This is a genomic window from Pseudomonas sp. efr-133-TYG-5, from assembly GCF_030209175.1.
GTDB lineage: Bacteria > Pseudomonadota > Gammaproteobacteria > Pseudomonadales > Pseudomonadaceae > Aquipseudomonas.
Window position 1 is genome coordinate 2,279,783 of the sequence record NZ_JARVSM010000001.1, and the last position, 14,941, is coordinate 2,294,723.

General features: G+C 61.1%; 16 protein-coding genes. 7 read left to right on the forward strand and 9 right to left on the reverse strand.

Annotation, left to right across the window (positions count from 1 at the left end; translation table 11 throughout):
- Positions 1–130: 130 nt before the first annotated feature.
- On the forward strand, positions 131–1,615 hold the full coding sequence (locus QRN70_RS10390; protein WP_285417478.1) for an APC family permease: 1,485 nt from the start codon (positions 131–133) through the stop codon (positions 1,613–1,615).
- On the opposite strand, the gene QRN70_RS10395 is transcribed toward QRN70_RS10390, so the two are convergent.
- Positions 1,605–1,784: a hypothetical protein gene (locus QRN70_RS10395; protein ID WP_285417480.1), complete on the reverse strand. Its 180-nt coding sequence runs from the start codon at positions 1,782–1,784 to the stop codon at positions 1,605–1,607. The genes QRN70_RS10390 and QRN70_RS10395 overlap by 11 nt on opposite strands.
- 447 nt (positions 1,785–2,231) lie before the next feature.
- On the opposite strand from QRN70_RS10395, the gene QRN70_RS10400 reads away from it, so the two are divergent.
- From QRN70_RS10400 to QRN70_RS10410, 3 genes are all read left to right on the forward strand, one after another.
- Complete coding sequence (locus tag QRN70_RS10400; RefSeq protein ID WP_285418076.1) at positions 2,232–2,738, forward strand: BRO-N domain-containing protein; 507 nt, start codon at positions 2,232–2,234, stop codon at positions 2,736–2,738.
- 204 nt (positions 2,739–2,942) lie between these two features.
- On the forward strand, positions 2,943–3,191 hold the full coding sequence (locus tag QRN70_RS10405) for a CopG family ribbon-helix-helix protein (RefSeq protein ID WP_039769579.1): 249 nt from the start codon (positions 2,943–2,945) through the stop codon (positions 3,189–3,191).
- Positions 3,169–3,459 (forward strand): type II toxin-antitoxin system RelE/ParE family toxin, encoded by a 291-nt coding sequence (locus QRN70_RS10410; RefSeq protein WP_108559753.1) that lies wholly within the window; start codon positions 3,169–3,171, stop codon positions 3,457–3,459. The genes QRN70_RS10405 and QRN70_RS10410 overlap by 23 nt, the downstream gene beginning before the upstream one ends.
- Positions 3,460–3,495: 36 nt before the next feature.
- On the opposite strand, the gene QRN70_RS10415 is transcribed toward QRN70_RS10410, so the two are convergent.
- Positions 3,496–3,681, reverse strand: coding sequence for a hypothetical protein (locus QRN70_RS10415; protein ID WP_285417481.1), 186 nt, complete (start codon positions 3,679–3,681; stop codon positions 3,496–3,498).
- A 403-nt stretch (positions 3,682–4,084) separates the two neighbouring features.
- Between QRN70_RS10415 and QRN70_RS10420 the strand changes: the two genes are divergently transcribed.
- Positions 4,085–5,713, forward strand: coding sequence for a glucan biosynthesis protein D (locus QRN70_RS10420; protein WP_285417483.1), 1,629 nt, complete (start codon positions 4,085–4,087; stop codon positions 5,711–5,713).
- A gap of 124 nt (positions 5,714–5,837) precedes the next feature.
- On the opposite strand, the gene QRN70_RS10425 is transcribed toward QRN70_RS10420, so the two are convergent.
- The 4 genes from QRN70_RS10425 to QRN70_RS10440 form a co-directional block, all read right to left on the reverse strand.
- A complete protein-coding gene (locus QRN70_RS10425) occupies positions 5,838–6,371 on the reverse strand; it encodes a GNAT family N-acetyltransferase (protein WP_285417484.1) in 534 nt (177 codons plus the stop codon).
- Positions 6,372–6,455: 84 nt separating this feature from the next.
- The gene (locus QRN70_RS10430; RefSeq protein ID WP_285417486.1) at positions 6,456–7,562 is read right to left on the reverse strand and encodes an NADH:flavin oxidoreductase/NADH oxidase; all 1,107 of its coding nucleotides are present in this window, start codon (positions 7,560–7,562) and stop codon (positions 6,456–6,458) included.
- 267 nt (positions 7,563–7,829) lie between these two features.
- Positions 7,830–9,539, reverse strand: coding sequence for a single-stranded-DNA-specific exonuclease RecJ (gene recJ / locus QRN70_RS10435; RefSeq protein WP_285417488.1), 1,710 nt, complete (start codon positions 9,537–9,539; stop codon positions 7,830–7,832).
- A 55-nt stretch (positions 9,540–9,594) separates the two neighbouring features.
- Complete coding sequence (locus QRN70_RS10440; RefSeq protein ID WP_285417490.1) at positions 9,595–10,137, reverse strand: YaeQ family protein; 543 nt, start codon at positions 10,135–10,137, stop codon at positions 9,595–9,597.
- 146 nt (positions 10,138–10,283) lie between these two features.
- Here QRN70_RS10440 and QRN70_RS10445 point away from each other — a divergent pair, with 146 nt between their 5' ends.
- Entirely contained in the window at positions 10,284–11,483 is a 1,200-nt protein-coding gene (locus tag QRN70_RS10445) for a CaiB/BaiF CoA transferase family protein (RefSeq protein ID WP_285417492.1), read from the forward strand.
- Entirely contained in the window at positions 11,431–12,390 is a 960-nt protein-coding gene (locus QRN70_RS10450; protein ID WP_285417494.1) for a TIGR02285 family protein, read from the forward strand. Before QRN70_RS10445 ends, QRN70_RS10450 begins: the two co-directional genes overlap by 53 nt.
- A 174-nt stretch (positions 12,391–12,564) precedes the next feature.
- Here QRN70_RS10450 and QRN70_RS10455 read toward each other — a convergent pair whose 3' ends face one another.
- The 3 genes from QRN70_RS10455 to QRN70_RS10465 all read right to left on the reverse strand — a co-directional run bounded on the left by QRN70_RS10455 (position 12,565) and on the right by QRN70_RS10465 (position 14,903).
- Positions 12,565–12,846, reverse strand: a complete 282-nt coding sequence (locus tag QRN70_RS10455) for a DUF3509 domain-containing protein (protein ID WP_285417495.1) — start codon at positions 12,844–12,846, stop codon at positions 12,565–12,567.
- 162 nt (positions 12,847–13,008) lie between these two features.
- The gene (locus QRN70_RS10460; RefSeq protein WP_285417496.1) at positions 13,009–13,416 is read right to left on the reverse strand and encodes a response regulator; all 408 of its coding nucleotides are present in this window, start codon (positions 13,414–13,416) and stop codon (positions 13,009–13,011) included.
- Between the two features lie 116 nt (positions 13,417–13,532).
- Entirely contained in the window at positions 13,533–14,903 is a 1,371-nt protein-coding gene (locus QRN70_RS10465; protein ID WP_285417497.1) for a transporter substrate-binding domain-containing protein, read from the reverse strand.
- Positions 14,904–14,941 lie beyond the last annotated feature (38 nt).

The following is a 14,941-nucleotide window of genomic DNA, read 5'->3' on the forward strand; positions in this document are numbered from 1 at the left end:
TTCAGGAAGGAAACCGGCACTACGCACCACCAGGATTCCACAACAATAACAACCGACCCGGGCGGCGCCCGCAAAGCCCCGCCACGGCCTCGGCCATCCGAAATCTGCCGATTTCACGGAGCAAATACCCATGAGTGCCTCACCCGAACTCTCAGCCGCCGTTGCCGACAGCGATGCCGAACAACTGCGCCAACTCGGCTACACCTCCAACTTCAACCGCAGCATGAGCCTGTGGGAAAACTTCGCCCTGGGCTTCACTTATCTGTCACCAGTCGTAGGCGTTTATACCCTGTTCGGCCTGTGCCTGGCGGCCGGCGGACCACCGATGTTCTGGGCCTACCTGCTGGTCGGTTGCGGCCAATTGCTGGTGTGCCTGATCTTCGGCGAAGTGGTCTCGCAGTTCCCGATCTCCGGCGGCGTGTACCCATGGGCACGCCGTCTGGTCGGCAAGAAATGGGCGTGGATGGTCGGCTGGATCTACTCCATCGCCCTCTGCGTGACCATCGCGGCGGTGGCCGTCGGCGCCGGTCCGTACCTGGCGGCGATGCTCGGGTTTGAGCCGAGCAACAACACCAATATCGTCATCGCCCTGGTGCTGACGCTGTTCGCGACCCTGGTCAATCTGAGCGGCACCAAAGTGCTGGCGCGCATTGCCATGTTCGGCTTTCTCTGCGAGCTGGTCGGCGCGGTGATCGTCGGCGTCTACCTGCTGATCTTCGAACGCCATCAGCCGCTCGGCGTGCTGTTCAACACCTTCGACATCCGCGTCGACGGCTCGTACCTGCCGGCATTCCTCACCGCGTCACTGGCGGGGATGTTCCTCTACTACGGCTTCGAAGCCTGCGGCGATGTGGCCGAAGAAACCCCGAATCCCAGCGCAAAAATCCCCGTGGCCATGCGCATGACCATCTACATCGGCGGCATCGCGGCGATGTTCGCCTGCCTGGCGCTGATCCTCGCCGTGCCGGACATGCAAGCGGTGATCAACGGCACCGACAAGGACCCGGTCACCACCATCCTCAACAACGCCTTCGGCCCGATCGGCTCGAAAGTGGTGATGGGCGTGGTGATGATTTCCTTCATCTCCTGCGTCATCAGCCTGCAAGCGGCGGCGAGTCGTCTGCTGTATTCCTACGCTCGCGATGAAATGGTCATCGGCAGCCGACTGCTGAAAAAGATTTCTCCTACGACCCAAGTGCCTGTGGCCGCACTATTCGTCTCCGGCGTCCTGCCCGCGCTGATCATCGCCCTCGGCTTCTTCCTGCAAGACGCCGTCGCCACCATCGTCAGCTTCGCCGCCATCGGCATCTACCTGGCGTTCCAGATGATCGTCCTCGCTGCGCTGTACGCCCGCAGCAAAGGCTGGAAACCGAGCGGAAAATTCACCCTCGGCGCCTGGGGCTGGCCGGTGAACATCGGCGCGCTGGTGTACGGCGTCGGCGCAATCATCAACATGGCTTGGCCACGTACCCCGGATGCCGCGTGGTACATCAACTACGCGATGGTGCTGAGCACGGCGATCGTTATTGGTCTGGGGCTGGTTTATATGTGGATCGGCAAGCCATATGACCATGGGAAGGCGCCGGCTGGGGATGCCTGGAAAGTTAGTCGCTGATACGAATAGCCCCGGCATCGTTGTTTGATTCCGGGGCTTGATCGGCATCGTCTCCGCGAAGCAAAACCATCAAATCGTCGGTACCCCATTTGATATCCGCTTTTCCGCGCACCTTGTCGAAACAATCTTCAGGAGCTTTCGGACGGCTGTCCTTGCTGTGTTTGTTCAATGGTCTGCTCCAGGTCACCGCAGTAATCGCTTTCAGTTGGATAGATATAGGAAATTCACGGGGAGAAGTGGAGCTTTCGTAAGCTCACGGCAAATACAGGAAACTCCTACAGATCCGCCCTTCTTGAAATAGCTGCAATTCCTACAACATCCGTCGGCAGAGTAGACTTGGCGCCGCTAGCGCCTGACCGATAGGCTTTATCCCGTCGCTGCCCAATCAGCGGCCCGGGGTCGAAGCCGGAAATCTGTCAAAACGGTGCTTGCGTGCCCCCATTGAACTGCGGCTGCTTTGCAACTTCAGTTCTGCGTTATGGCGGGCCGTGTGGCGCGGGCCTTCCGCCTTTTCCGTTTCGACAGGAAGTAACCCGACTTCGAACGCCACTCGGTTCGCCACCCAACTTTTCGAAGAGTTGGTGGCGACTTTCCGACTCGAAACGGAAGTCATCTCATTCCAGCACCTACTCACATTCCAAATACTGAATATTTCACTCCCACCGTCTTCACCCGGCACAACCGCTTCCTCCACGCCCTCCTACTCGATCACCAAGCCTGGTTCTGCACTCAGGATCTGGGCCACATGACGGGCCATCCTTTGAACCCACGCGTCACCCTGAAACTCGACCCCGACCAACGCCGCATCGTCCGCCTGCGCAAGTACGGCAAAGTTGTCGAGACACCAATGGTCAGCGAATCCGGCATGTATGCGCTGCTGGTTCATCATTTCATCCCGGAAAACCGCAACCTGCGCCAATGGCTGAGTAATGAAGTCATTCCCATCCTGCGGGAGACCAGCTCAGCGACAGCAGAAAACTGCCCGAGCCTGAGTTCAGTGCATTGGGCCGGCGTCACCGTGCCGCTGCTGCACTGGCAACAACAGGCTTGGGTGAAATGGCGTGATATGCCGGAATTGGTGCAAGTACAGCAGCCGTATCCAGCGCCGCGCTCTTGCGGCTGACTCTGAAAGTCAGTGGCTTTGCCCCGGCGGCGATTAGGTCACCGGGGTATTAACCAAGCATTTCGCAACACATCCCGTCTTCCAGCGGCGTTCAAGTCCACTAGAGTTTTCCTCAACCTCGCACTCTGACTGGTTGACGCCGATGTTATTGCGGCCTAGGGTGTCTACGTCGTTTACAGCGTATACACACGCAGGAGATCTTCCATGGCCTCGCCCGTTTTATCCTTCCGCGTCGAAGAATTGCTCGCTCAACAATTGGATCAATTGGCCGCGGCCACTGACCGGGACCGCCAGTACCATCTCAAGCGTGCGTTGGTTAGATATGTGGAAGCGGAGTCTTGGCATCTGCAAGCCATCAGCGAGGGGATTGCTGATGCCGATGCTGGAAATCTTACCGATCTGGATGCCGTGAAGGCTAAGTGGGCAAAACGTGCCGAACGTAGTACTGACTGAACGAGCTGAAAACGATCTCGAAACAATTTTTGAGTATTACCAAGGCATCTTGGGTGCCAATCCAGCGTTTGGTGTCGTGAACTCCATTCTTGGAGCGTTTGACCAATTGAAGCAATTTCCGGGTTCAGGCCGGCCTTCAGTCGTGCCGGATACACGCGAACTGGTGCTGACCCGTTATCCATTCATTGCGCCATATCGCCTGGAGGATGGCCAGATCCAGGTCTTGAGAATTCTGCACCAGCGCGCAGAACAACCAGAAAATTGGTAAACCAGCCGTAGCAAGTACGGCTGGCTGTTCACCTCCCTAGAACCGCGAAACACTCCTCATCGCATCCACCAGGTAGCGCATCGCTATCCGGTCGCTTTCCGACAATTCCCGATAACGCTCCACCAGTTTCAGTTCATCGGGACTGAGCCGGCGCCTTCGCCGGGCGTTGGAAAGGCAGGGGAAAATGCCCAACATTTCTGTGATGCCTTGTACTTTTGCCATGGACGATGTCCTTCTCTAATACGTCAAAGAATTTCTGGAAAACCGCATCGCCCTGCTCCCTTCAGCAGCGATTTGAGCTGTACCGGCCTGAAAGTCGAACCGGTGATGTCCATAGGATAGAAATTTAATCGGCGCTGGAAAGCGATTTTTAGAGTAATTAGTCGAAAAAAGCAGAAATGCCCTCTAAATCAGAAAGTCCTGTCGGAGAATTAACCGTAACGTCTTGTTTCATTGAGACGCTGTCGCCGTGTGATCTACGAATTTTGCAAAGTCGGCGAACCGTTTAAGCTAGCCGGCATCTGTTAATAGTCCGTAGCGTTTGGCCGAAGGCTTGTCCGAACCGTAATTTCTGATCCAGTACGTGCCAGGAACGGCGCGGGATTGTCCACGACAGGTTGTACTTATGCACCGCAGGAATTTGCTCAAAGCGTCTATGGCCATTGCGGCTTACACCGGTCTTTCCGCCTCCGGCCTGTTGGCCGCCCGCGCCTGGGCCGCCTCCGGCGGTGCCGCCGACGGTGAAGCCCAGGCCTTCGATTTCGAAACGCTCAAGCGCCAGGCCAAGCAACTGGCCGGAACGGCCTATCAGGACAGCAAACAGGTGCTGCCGCCGACCCTGGCGACGATGACCCCGCAGAATTTCAACGCGATCCGCTACGACGGCGATCATTCGCTGTGGAAAGAGAACAAGGGCCAGCTCGACGTGCAGTTCTTCCACGTCGGCATGGGCTTCCGCCAACCGGTGCGCATGTACAGCGTCGACCCGAAAAGTCGCACGGCGCGCGAGGTGCATTTCCGCCCGACACTGTTCAATTACGAGAACACCTCGGTCGATACCCAGCAACTCAAGGGCGACCTCGGCTTTGCCGGCTTCAAGCTGTTCAAGGCGCCGGAGCTGGATCGCCATGACGTCGTGTCATTCCTCGGTGCCAGCTACTTCCGCGCGGTGGACGCCACTGGCCAATATGGCCTGTCGGCGCGCGGCCTGGCCGTCGACACCTACGCCAAGAAGCGCGAGGAGTTTCCGGATTTCACCAAGTTCTGGTTCGAGACCCCGGATCAGAATGCGACCCGCTTCGTCGTCTACGCCCTGCTCGACTCGCCCAGCGCCACGGGTGCCTATCGCTTCGACATCGATTGCCAGGCCGAACGCGTGGTGATGGAAATAGACGCCCACATCAATGCGCGCACCGCCATCGAACAGCTGGGCATCGCGCCGATGACCAGCATGTTCAGCTGCGGCACCCACGAACGCCGCATGTGCGACACCATCCACCCGCAGATCCACGATTCGGATCGCCTGGCCATGTGGCGCGGCAACGGCGAATGGATCTGTCGCCCGCTGAACAACCCGGCAACGTTGCAATTCAACGCCTTCGCCGACACCGACCCGAAAGGTTTCGGCCTGGTGCAGACCGACCACGAATTCGCCAATTACCAGGACACCGTCGACTGGTACAGCAAGCGCCCGAGCCTGTGGGTAGAACCGACAACCGCGTGGGGCGAAGGCTCTATCGATCTGCTGGAAATTCCCACCACCGGCGAAACCCTCGATAACATCGTCGCGTTCTGGACACCGAAAAAACCGGTGGCCGCCGGCGACTCGCTGAACTATGGCTACAAGCTCTACTGGAGCGCCCTGCCGCCGGTCGGCACGCCGCTGGCGCGGGTGCACGCCACCCGCTCGGGCATGGGCGGCTTCACCGAAGGCTGGGCACCGGGCGAGCATTACCCGCCGGTCTGGGCCCGCCGCTTTGCCGTGGACTTCACGGGTGGCGGCCTGGAGCGCCTGCCGCAGGGCACCGGCATCGAACCGGTGGTGACCTGCTCGAACGGCAAGGTGCAGGACTTCAGCGTGCTGGTGCTGGACGACATCAAGGGTTACCGGATCCTGTTCGACTGGTACCCGACCAACGACAGCGTCGAGCCCGTCGAACTGCGCCTGTTCATCCGCACCAATGACCGCACGTTGAGCGAGACCTGGTTGTACCAGTACTTCCCGCCGGCACCGGACAAGCGCAAGTATCCTTGAAGGCTATCTAGCGTCTGCTCAGGCCTCATCGCTGGCAAGCCAGCTCCACAGTGGTAGATGTCGATCACAAAACCTGTGTCCGGCACCGAACCTGTGGGAGCTGGCTTGCCGGCGATGGCGTCAGTCAGGTCAGCGGCAAAAATAGATGGATATCGCAGGGCTCCAGATCGAACAGCTCAGGATCCGCTTGTTCAACCAACCGACAGCCCTGACGCTGATAGAAATCCACGGTATTGCGCGACTCGGTGGCCGAAACATACAAAGCCTCGGCACCGAACCGCCGCCCCTGCGCACAAGCCAGCGCCAACAACTTCGCCCCCAGCCCCTGTCCCCGGTAGTCGCGGCTGATGTGCAGGAACTTCAGCTGACGCATGCTCAGCCCCTGATTGTGAATAACCCGGTTATCCACAACCACCGCTGCGACCAACGCCTGCCCAGCGAAAGCCCCATACAGCCAACCACCTCGCCGTAGACACTTCGCCAGCGCCAACGCATTTTCCTCGGCCTCCCCTTCCGGCCAACCACGCATGTCGAAATGCACCGGATACAGAATCAGCTCACCGTTTTCCAACCGGTAACATTCTTCGACCAGCTCGCTGCGGTCAATCTGCGCCAGCAGCGGCAAATCGTGTTCGGTCAGTTCTCGTTCGATCAACATGCTTCACGTCCCTGTCATCACGGCAGACAAGAAAAAACCCGCCGGTTCAATGGCGGGTTTTATAGACGTTGCGCCGGTTTGAAATCAATCGCGCAGGTCAGATTCATGGATCGGCTGATCACGATGGGTCGCACGCTGATACTGCGCCGGCCAAACCGCTTTGCGCCCACCCAGGTCATCGTCAGCGTGCAACGGCCAGTACGGATCACGCAGCAGCTCGCGGGCGAGGAAGATGATGTCGGCTTGGCAGGTGCGCAGGATGTGCTCGGCCTGCGCCGGCTCGGTAATCATGCCGACGGTGCCAGTGGCGATGCCCGACTCCTTGCGCACCCGTTCGGCGAACCGAGTCTGATAACCCGGGCCGACCGGGATCTCGGCGTTGGCGGCCGTGCCACCGGACGACACGTCGATCAGATCGGCCCCCAGGGCCTTCAGGCGCCGGGCCAGCTCCACGGTTTCATCCGGGTTCCAGCCGTCCTCGACCCAATCGGTGGCCGATACGCGGACGAACACCGGCAACTCCTGCGGCCACACAGCGCGCACAGCTTCGGTCACCTGGAGCACCAGGCGGACGCGGTTTTCGAATGAACCACCGTACTGGTCACGACGCTGATTACTCAGTGGCGACAGAAACTGGTGCAACAGATAACCGTGAGCGGCATGCACTTCGACCACACTGAACCCCGCGGTCAGTGCACGTTTGGCGGCATCGACGAATGCCTGGATGACCTCGGCGATCTGCCCCTCATCCAGCTGTTTCGGTTGTGTGTGTTGTGGATCGAAAGCAATCGGCGAAGGCCCGACCGGCGTCCACCCGCCATCGTCCGGTTTGACGCTGCCATGTTTGCCGATCCACGGGCGATGGGTACTGGCCTTGCGTCCGGCGTGCGCCAACTGGATGCCGGCGACCGCACCCTGGGCAGTGATGAAACGGGTAATGCGTTGCAACGGCGCGATCTGTTCGTCATTCCACAGGCCGAGGTCTTCGGCGGTGATCCGCCCGTCAGCCGTGACCGCCGTGGCTTCGGTAAATACCAGGCCGGCGCCGCCCACGGCGCGGCTGCCCAGGTGCACCAGATGCCAGTCGTTGGCCAGGCCGTCGACGCTCGAGTACTGGCACATCGGTGAGACGGCAATGCGGTTGGGCAGGGTCAGTTGGCGCAGGGTAAAAGGTTCAAGCAGCAGACTCATGGGGCACCTCTCGAATCAGTGGGCAGGCTCCAGGGTTCTGTTTGAAAAGTCGACGAGTGACAGGAAAAGGTACAGCACCCGCCCCCGCGGGCAAAAAATTCGACAAGACGTCACAAGGCCAATCAAGCAGTGCTTAGAGCCTAGTCGACAACAGGGGATGAGGGAGGGTTCAGAGTGATTCAGTGTGTGAAAGGGTGCTTTCGCGAGCAGGCTCGCTCCCACAAAGACAACACCGTGCCTGTGGGAGCAAGCCTGCGCGCGAAGGGGTCAGCGCGGTTCGATGTGGGCAATCATCAACTGCACGGTTTCATTGCCGCGGAATTCGTTGACGTCGAGTTTGTAGGCCAGCTCGACCCACTGAATGGTCGGATTGGGCCAGACATCACGGTCGATACCGAAAGCGATACCGTCGAGTTTCACCGAACCGCATTCGCTTTTCAGCACCACTTTGAGGTGTCGCTCGCCGACCACCCGTTGCTCGACCAACTGGAACACGCCATGGAACAACGGCTCCGGGAAATGCTGGCCCCACGGGCCGGCGTGACGCAGCGCGCGGGCCAGTTCCAGATGGAACTCCTCGACCGCCAGCGTGCCGTCCGACAACAGCCGCCCGGTGAGGTCTTCTTCGCGAAGCTGCCTACGCACTTCCGCATCGAATGCCTCGGCGAACAGCGGAAAATTCTCCTGCGGCAAGGTCAGACCGGCCGCCATCGCGTGGCCGCCGTACTTGGTGATCAGATTCGGGTGTTGCGCCGCCACCACACTCAGCGCATCGCGAATGTGGAAACCCTGCACCGAACGCCCCGAGCCCTTGAGCAAGCCGTCGCCGGCATCGGCGAACGCGATGGTCGGGCGGAAGTAACGCTCTTTCATCCGCGAGGCGAGGATGCCGATCACCCCCTGGTGCCATTCCGGATCGAACAGGCACAGGCCGAACGGCATCGACTCGACCGGCAAGTCCTTGAGCTGGGCCAGCGCTTCGCGCTGCATGCCCTGCTCGATGGATTTGCGGTCCTGGTTCATGCCGTCCAGTTGCGCGGCCATCTCCCGCGCCAGAGCCGCGTCCTGGGTCAGCAGGCATTCGATGCCCAGGCTCATGTCATCCAGGCGTCCCGCCGCGTTCAAGCGCGGGCCGACAATGAATCCGAGGTCGGTGGAGGTGATGCGCGAAGCCTCGCGCTTGGCCACTTCGAGAATCGCCTTGATCCCCGGCCGCGCGCGCCCGGCACGAATCCGCTCCAGCCCCTGGTGCACCAGAATGCGGTTGTTGGCGTCCAGCGGCACTACGTCGGCGACGCTGCCGAGCGCCACCAGATCCAGCAGTTCGCCGATGTTCGGCTGCGGCTGGCGCTCGTACCAGCCGAGGCTGCGCAGGCGCGCGCGCAGGGCCATCAAGACATAGAAAATCACCCCGACCCCGGCCAGCGCCTTGCTCGGGAATTCGCAGCCGGGCTGGTTCGGGTTGACCAGCGCATCGGCCAGCGGCAGTTCGTCGCCGGGCAAGTGGTGGTCGGTAATCAGCACCTTGAGCCCCGCGCGTTTCGCTGCCGCCACGCCTTCGACACTGGAGATGCCGTTGTCGACGGTGATCAGCAACTGCGGCTCGCGGGTCAGTGCGACTTCGACGATTTCCGGAGTCAGGCCGTAGCCGTATTCGAACCGGTTCGGCACCAGGTAATCGACATGCGCGGCACCGAGCAGGCGCAAGCCGAGCACACCGACGGTACTGGCGGTGGCGCCGTCGGCATCGAAGTCGCCGACAATCAGGATGCGCTGACGCTGCTCCAGCGCCGTCACCAGCAGATCCACCGCAGCGTCGATGCCTTTGAGCTGCTGGAACGGGATCAGCCGCGCCAGGCTTTTGTCCAGTTCCGCCTCGGACTGCACGCCCCGCGCCGCGTACAAACGGGTCAGCAGCGGTGGCAGGTCACCGAGAAACGGCAGGGTGGCGGGCAACTGGCGAGGTTCGATACGCATGGGGTGACAGGGACTTCTCTTGAATACGTGGGAATGTTCGGAAAACGTCGTGGACTCAGCCGCGATCGCCCTGCAGCCAGGTCAATTGCACTTCGTGCTGGCCACGGTCGTCGGTGACGAAGATCGTGCCTTCGCTGATCATCACGTCCCATTTGATAACCCGCGGCATGTCTTTGGCCAGGGTTTCCAGGACTTCCTGCGGAACAGCCGCGATGTTGACGTTTTTCAGGGTCTTGATCGCCGGAATCACCTTGCCTTCCCAGACACGCAGGCTGCCGTAGGCCAGCAGGCTGGTCCGCTCGGTGCGGCGCGAGCACCAGGTCAGGCGTTCGGCGTCCGGCTGGCCGACTTCGATCCAGTGCAGGACACGGTCATCCAGGCTCTTTTCCCACAGCGCAGGTTCATCCACGTCCGACAGACCACGACCGAACGACAGCTGCTCGTTGTACCAGAAGGCGTAGGCCAGCAACCGCACGGTCATGCGCTCTTCGGTTTCCGAAGGGTGGCGGGCGATGGTCTGTTTCACGTTCTCGTAGATGCTGCGATCGAGGTCAGTGAGGTTCAGTTCGAATTTATAGGTAGTGGACGGCTGGGCCATGAACGGGCTTCTTGATACGGGGAAAGTCGGCAAGTCTAACCGATGCCGTAGGCAATCCACGAATTGATGGCGATCAACCTTGCGCGACTGACAGCCGGCTATGTTAAAACGCACTATCCGCTCAGCCTTGTCCTACAGGATTCCGCATGCCGTTCGCCAACAAACCGCTCAGCGGTGTGAAAGTCATTGAATTGGGTACTTTGATCGCCGGGCCGTTCGCCTCGCGCATCTGCGGCGAGTTCGGGGCCGACGTGATCAAGGTCGAATCGCCGGATGGCGGCGATCCGCTGCGCAAGTGGCGCAAATTGTATGAAGGCACTTCGCTGTGGTGGTTCGTCCAGGCGCGCAACAAAAAGTCGCTGACGCTCAACCTCAAGCATCCCGACGGCCTGGCCATCCTGAAAAAACTGCTCGGCGAAGCGGACATCCTGATCGAAAACTTCCGTCCCGGTGTGCTGGAAAAACTCGGCCTGGGTTGGGAAACCCTGCACGCCCTGAATCCGAAACTGGTCATGGTGCGGCTGTCGGGCTTCGGCCAGACCGGGCCGATGAAGGATCAACCGGGCTTTGGCGCGGTCGGCGAATCCATGGGCGGCCTGCGCTACATCACCGGTTTCGAGGATCGCCCGCCGGTCCGCACCGGAATCTCCATCGGCGATTCGATTGCCGCGCTGTGGGGCGTGATCGGTGCCTTGATGGCGCTGCGGCATCGCGAGGTCAACGGCGGTCTCGGCCAGGTGGTCGATGTGGCGCTGTATGAGGCGATCTTCGCCATGATGGAAAGCATGGTGCCGGAATTCGACGTGTTCGGTTTTGTCCGCGAGCGCACCGGCAACATCATGCCCGGCATCACGCCGTCATCGATCCACACCAGCGCCGACGGCAAGCATGTGCAGATCGGCGCCAATGGCGATGCGATCTTCAAGCGTTTCATGCTGATCATCGGCCGCGAGGATCTGGCCAACGACCCGAGCCTGGCCAGCAACGACGGGCGTGACGCGCGCCGCGACGAGCTGTACGGCGTGATCGATCGCTGGGTCAATTCGCTGCCGCTGCAAACGCTGCTCGAACGGCTCAATCAGGCTGACGTGCCGGCCAGCCGGATCTTCAGCGCCGAAGACATGTTCAACGACCCGCAGTACCTGGCGCGGGAAATGTTCCTGCACGCCAGACTGCCGGACGGCAAGCCCTTCAAGATGCCGGGCATCGTGCCGAAACTCTCTGAGACACCGGGCACGTCCGAATGGGTCGGACCGCAGCTGGGTGAGCACAACGCGCAGGTACTCCACGATCTTGGCTACGACGAACAGCAGATCGCCCGGTTGCGCGAAGACGGAGCCATCTAAGCTGAAGCAGCACCCGACATCGGCCAGCAACCGCGCCCACCACTGGTGGACGTGGCGGCTGTTCGGCCTGCTGTTTCTGCTTGTCCTGCCGGCCTGGGTCGATGCAAAACCGACGCTGATCTGGCTGCTGCGCGACCTGCCGCCCCTGACGATTTTCGAAGGCCCGAAGAAAGGCCAGGGCGTCATCGACCAGATGCTGCCCCTGCTGATTGCCGGCATGCCCCAGTACGAACACAGCCTGATGCGCGTCAACCGCGCCCGTGGCATGCAGATGCTTCACGAAAGCTCTTTCACCTGCGACCCCTCGCTGATCTGGAGCAAGGAGCGCACGCAATGGATCGCGTTTTCCACCCCGGCCTTTCGCGCGGTCAGTAACGGCCTGGTGATACGTCAGAAAGATCGTGAGGTGCTGGCGCCGTTCCTGGTCGACGGTGAGGTCGACCTGGCGGCGCTGCTGGCCCACGGCGACCACAGGATCGGCGTGGTGGCCGAGCGCAGTTACGGCGAATACCTCGACCAGTTGCTCCGGGACGCCCCAGACGACGCGCTGACCCCGCACTATGGCAACGACGCCCTGGCCAGCCTGTTGCAGATGCAGCGCCTGGGCCGACTCCAGGTGGTGTTGGGTTACTGGCCGGAAATCCGCTACCAGGCACAGCAGGCGCAGATCGGCGAAGACGAGTTGGCGTTCCTGCCGATTCGTGGCACCGGCAAATACCTGTCCGGCTACATCGGCTGTTCCGATACCCCACAGGGGCGACAGGCGATCAGCGAAATCAACCAGGTGCTGCGTACCTTGCCCCATCAACACCTGGATCAGCTGTATGCCGACTGGCTCGACCCGCCGATGCGCGCCGACTACCTGGAACAGTCGCGAATCTTCTTCGAGCAGCAAGCCACGCACTGAACGCCGGGCAAAAAGAAACCCCGAGAAGTGGGGAGACGACTCGGGGTTAAACGTGGCCTATATCAAAGACCCGTAGCAGCAAGCGACAAGCACCGGAGCACAATGCTTGATCCTGCTGTTATGGGGTCTGACTGACAGGGATGCAGGAAGGTTCCCACAAAAAACAAATCAGGTTCAGACGGACAGCAGTTTGTCAGCCGCCGCGTTGCGCAATGCCGCGATCACACAAGGCTCAAGCCGGCCTTCGGCGATCAGCACGTCACGATGCAAGCCATCGACCACATCGGTCAGCTGGCGTTTGTCGGTCAACTGCGTCTGGTTGAATTCACGTTCCACCACAATGGCGCCGTTGCTGTTCTTCAGCGTGACCAGGCATTCGCCGTGGGCACCGCAAGGGGTCAACGTCACCTGATACGGGCTTAGAGCCTCACCGAGCAATAGACTGATACTTTCCATCTCGATCTCCACTCATTAGTCCGAAAACGAAGTGCCTGGGGCGTGTCCACAGTAAATGACCACCGGCCCGAGAAGAAAGTTCTGCGCCTCGGGCTTCTCCCTGAAGTGTCACCGGTCTTTCAGAGCATGCCGGGTAAAGATGACAGAAAAAGCACCACGCGTTCAGGCATCGACGCGCTGATCGCGCTGCTGCAGGTACGCGTCCAGCAATCCGCGCATCAGCACCGCCGAGACCGGCGTGTGCAGCCACCCGAGCAGGCGCAGCGGGTGATCCTGCAGCAATACGCGCAGCTCCTCCGGCAGGCACGCCGCCACGTTGCCCAGCAATATCAGCGCCTGTGCCTGCTGCTCGAGCGCCAGATGGCGGATCAGCGCCCTGCCCTCGCCGTCCCTGGCCTGCGGATCGCAGATCACGATGTCGATCGTGCCGCGGCGCGCCAGCGAGGCCAGCGCCGCGTGCAGCGACGGCGCCGTCAGCACGTCGTAGATGCCGATCGCATTGAGCATCTGATGCAGGGCCATCAGCTGGAAGGGGTTGGGTTCAAGAATCAGGACTTTGAGCGAGCGCATGGCGACCTCTGCAGCGACAATCGCGGTCTCTCACCGCAGTTGCCGACCACTGTAGGGCAGCCCGCCCTAGGCTCCCATCGGAAAAGGACTCGCTGCGCATAGGATATTTCCGAACTTCAGAGCGAACATTGGCAGCCGCTTTCCGTCCGGCGCTGGGTGATATCCGTCCAGCCACCCAGCAGGCCGCGCAACTCGCCGTCGGCACTGAAGAACGGCACCGTCCACTGATACACCTCGCGCGGCCCGCTCTTGAACAGCAACTGCCGCTTGGTGAAACGCGTCTTGCGCGTGCGCAACTGGCTCATGAACTCACCGTGGATCAACCGCGCAGTGGCCTCCGGCAACGCGTCGACCTCGATCAGCAGACGCCCCTGGACCTGATCGAAACGCACCGACAAGGCATCTTCGTAGCTTCGGTTGCAGAGGATCAGGCGCCCTTGCAGATCGCGAACGAACAACGGATCGGGCATCGCATCGACCAGCGCCCGCTGGAACGCCAGCTGATCGCTCAGATGTCGCTCGACCGCGCAGCGCTGTCTGACCTCGGCGGTCAGACGGCGATTCCACAGCAACGAGAGCAGGCCGAATGCACTGAGCAGCAACACGCCCCAGCAGCCCCAGTGGGCGAGCCGCTGCCAGAACGTCGGCACCGCCACCGGCACTACCCCGCTCAGCCACTTCAGGCGGATGGCGCGCAGCTCGCGGGCGGGAAACGCTTCGAGGGCCTTGTTGAGGATGCTCAGCAGCTCGGGCTGGCCCTTGCGCACCGCCAGATGATCGGCCTCCCACTTGCCCTCCACCAGCGCCCCGACCTTGAGCCGACCCGAGGGATAGAGCTGGGCACCGGTCTCGTTTTCAATGGTCGCATCGGCCTCGCCGCTTTCGACCAGCGCCCGTGCCTCGGCGTAGGTCTTCACCGAACGCAGTTCGATTGACGGGTAATCGCGGCGAATGGTGTCTTCCAGGGCATGCCGCGCCGGCAGGACCAGCACCCGCCGGGCCAGTTGCTCGAGCGACTGCACCTGCGGCGCGCTCTCGCGGCCGACAAACACCCAACCGGCACCGCCGAAGGCATGGCTGAAATCGAGGAACGCCTTGCGCTCGTCATTCATCGCCAGCGTCGTGCTGATGTCCGCCGCGCCGCTTTCCAGGCGTTCGAGCATCTGATCGGTGGAAAACGATTCCTGATAGACGAACTGCAGACCGGTCATCGCGCTGATGCGCCGCAGCACATCGTTGTTCAGGCCGCTCCAGTGACCGTGTTCGTCCTGGAACAGGTATAACGGGTACTGCACCGACGCGACGGTGACCTCGGGATGGTCACGGATCCACTGTCGCTCCGCCGCGTCCAGTTCGATGGGCGCGACGTTCGGCGGGGCCGGGTCATGCAGCGCCAGTTGCGCCGCCTCGCTGCGCCCGATGACCAACAGCGCCACCAGCCAAAACATCCGGCCGAGGGCCGCCTTCATTGCTCTTTCAAACAGCATTGCCACTTCCTTCGTGATCGACTCACCCGTCCTTCAAG

Excerpts from the sequence above, each read along its gene's own strand:
- QRN70_RS10390 (WP_285417478.1), top strand. The coding sequence starts at position 131 with ATGAGTGCCTCACCCGAACTCTCAGCCGCCGTTGCCGACAGCGATGCC.
- QRN70_RS10405 (WP_039769579.1), top strand. The coding sequence starts at position 2,943 with ATGGCCTCGCCCGTTTTATCCTTCCGCGTCGAAGAATTGCTCGCTCAA.
- QRN70_RS10415 (WP_285417481.1), bottom strand. The coding sequence starts at position 3,681 with ATGGCAAAAGTACAAGGCATCACAGAAATGTTGGGCATTTTCCCCTGC.
- QRN70_RS10420 (WP_285417483.1), top strand. The coding sequence starts at position 4,085 with ATGCACCGCAGGAATTTGCTCAAAGCGTCTATGGCCATTGCGGCTTAC.
- QRN70_RS10425 (WP_285417484.1), bottom strand. The coding sequence starts at position 6,371 with ATGTTGATCGAACGAGAACTGACCGAACACGATTTGCCGCTGCTGGCG.
- QRN70_RS10430 (WP_285417486.1), bottom strand. The coding sequence starts at position 7,562 with ATGAGTCTGCTGCTTGAACCTTTTACCCTGCGCCAACTGACCCTGCCC.
- recJ (WP_285417488.1), bottom strand. The coding sequence starts at position 9,539 with ATGCGTATCGAACCTCGCCAGTTGCCCGCCACCCTGCCGTTTCTCGGT.
- QRN70_RS10440 (WP_285417490.1), bottom strand. The coding sequence starts at position 10,137 with ATGGCCCAGCCGTCCACTACCTATAAATTCGAACTGAACCTCACTGAC.
- QRN70_RS10445 (WP_285417492.1), top strand. The coding sequence starts at position 10,284 with ATGCCGTTCGCCAACAAACCGCTCAGCGGTGTGAAAGTCATTGAATTG.
- QRN70_RS10455 (WP_285417495.1), bottom strand. The coding sequence starts at position 12,846 with ATGGAAAGTATCAGTCTATTGCTCGGTGAGGCTCTAAGCCCGTATCAG.
- QRN70_RS10460 (WP_285417496.1), bottom strand. The coding sequence starts at position 13,416 with ATGCGCTCGCTCAAAGTCCTGATTCTTGAACCCAACCCCTTCCAGCTG.
- QRN70_RS10465 (WP_285417497.1), bottom strand. The coding sequence starts at position 14,903 with ATGCTGTTTGAAAGAGCAATGAAGGCGGCCCTCGGCCGGATGTTTTGG.